This window comes from Streptomyces zaehneri (assembly GCF_032248645.1).
GTDB classification, from domain to species: domain Bacteria; phylum Actinomycetota; class Actinomycetes; order Streptomycetales; family Streptomycetaceae; genus Streptomyces; species Streptomyces coriariae.
On sequence record NZ_JASTTJ010000063.1, the window covers coordinates 1 to 1595 of the forward strand.

At 68.2% G+C, this 1595-nt stretch carries 1 protein-coding gene; it reads left to right on the plus strand.

What is annotated here, in order from left to right; all coding sequences use genetic code 11:
• Window positions 1-160: 160 nt before the first annotated feature.
• The gene (locus QQM72_RS40640) at window positions 161-1384 is read left to right on the plus strand and encodes an IS701 family transposase (RefSeq protein WP_399080447.1); all 1224 of its coding nucleotides are present in this window, start codon (window positions 161-163) and stop codon (window positions 1382-1384) included.
• Window positions 1385-1595 lie beyond the last annotated feature (211 nt).

Below are 1595 nucleotides of genomic sequence, written 5' to 3' on the forward strand. Positions count from 1 at the left end.
CCCTAGTACTCCAGCAGGATTTCGCTGTCTGACCTGGTCTTTTCGTCGGGTGGCGGGAGTGTAGCGGGACTTCGATCGTGCGGGGGTGGTCTCACGGAGACCGCCCCTCGATCGTGTGACAACGCCGCAGGTAGTGACAGCGGCGGGGCAGCCTCCGAGGGTGATCACCGAGTCTGCCGCCACGCAGTGGGACCTCGAACTGGACGATCTCTTCCTGACCATCGGGCACCGCTTCGGCCGAGTCGAGCTCCGCCGCCGCATGCGGGACTACGTACGCGGGCTGCTTGCCCCGGTAGCACGAAAGAACAGCTGGCAGCTGGCCGAACAGGCCGGCCACTCCACCCCTGACGGCCTGCAGCACCTCCTCGCCGGATCGAAGTGGGAGCCCGACGACATCCGCGACGACCTGCAGGAATACGTCGCCGGCAAGCTCGGCGAGGCCGACGGCGTCCTGATCGTCGACGACAGCGGGTTCATCAAGAAGGGCAACACCTCCGCCGGGGTCCAGCGCCAGTACTCCGGAACGGCCGGCCGGACCGAGAACTGCCAGATCGGCGTCTTCGCCGCCTACGCCTCCGCCCGCGGCCGGGCTCTGGTCGACCGCGAGCTCTACCTCCCCAAGTCCTGGACCGAGGACCGGGAACGCTGCCGCACCGCAAGGGTCCCCGACGAGCGGGAGTTCGCCACCAAAGGCGAACTGGCCCGGCACATGGTGCTGCGGGCCCTGGCCTCGCCGCTGCCCATTGCCTGGGTCACCGCGGATTCCGCCTACGGCCAGGACAACCGATTCCGCCGGCTACTGGAGCAGTCGGGTGTCGGCTACGTGCTGGCTGTGCCCAAGTCCCAGTTCAGCGTGGGCTGTTCACGGATCGAGGGCCTGTTCGCTCAGGCACCCGCCGAGGCATGGGAGAAGATCTCCTGCGGCGACGGCGCGAAGGGGCCCCGCGTCTATCACTGGGCAGCGGTGCGGCTGCCGGCCGTCGCCGAGTTCGACTATCAGGGCCAGGTCCCCTACCGGATGCGGTGGGCGCTGGCCCGGCGCAGCGTCAGTAAGCCCGACGAGATCGCCTATTACCTCGCCTACGCGCCCCTCCAGGTCACCGTCCAGGAGCTGGTGCGGGTCGCCGGGGCACGCTGGGCGATCGAGGAGTGCTTTCAGGCCGCGAAGAACGAGTGCGGCCTGGATCAGTACGAGGTCCGCCGCTACGTGGGCTGGTATCGGCACATCACTCTGGCCATGCTCGCTCACGCTTTCCTGGCCGCTACGGCACACCAGCCCTGGGAAAAGGGGGCGGAACAGGTGAGACACCCGGGGTCATCGGGCTCACAGTGGCGGAGGTTCGGCGACTCCTGGCAGCTTGTCGTGCCCGGCCCCCGCACCTGAGCGGACGCCGGGGACGACACCATGCGCTGAGCTGGTCGAACTGGCGCCGCCGACGCCAAGCAGTCGCCCGTCGCTGTCACTACCTGCGGCGTTGTCGCACGATCGAGGGGCGGTCTCCGTGAGACCACCCCCGCACGATCGAAGTCCCGCTACACTCCCGCCACCCGACGAAAAGACCAGGTCAGACAGCGAAATCCTGCTGGAGTACTAG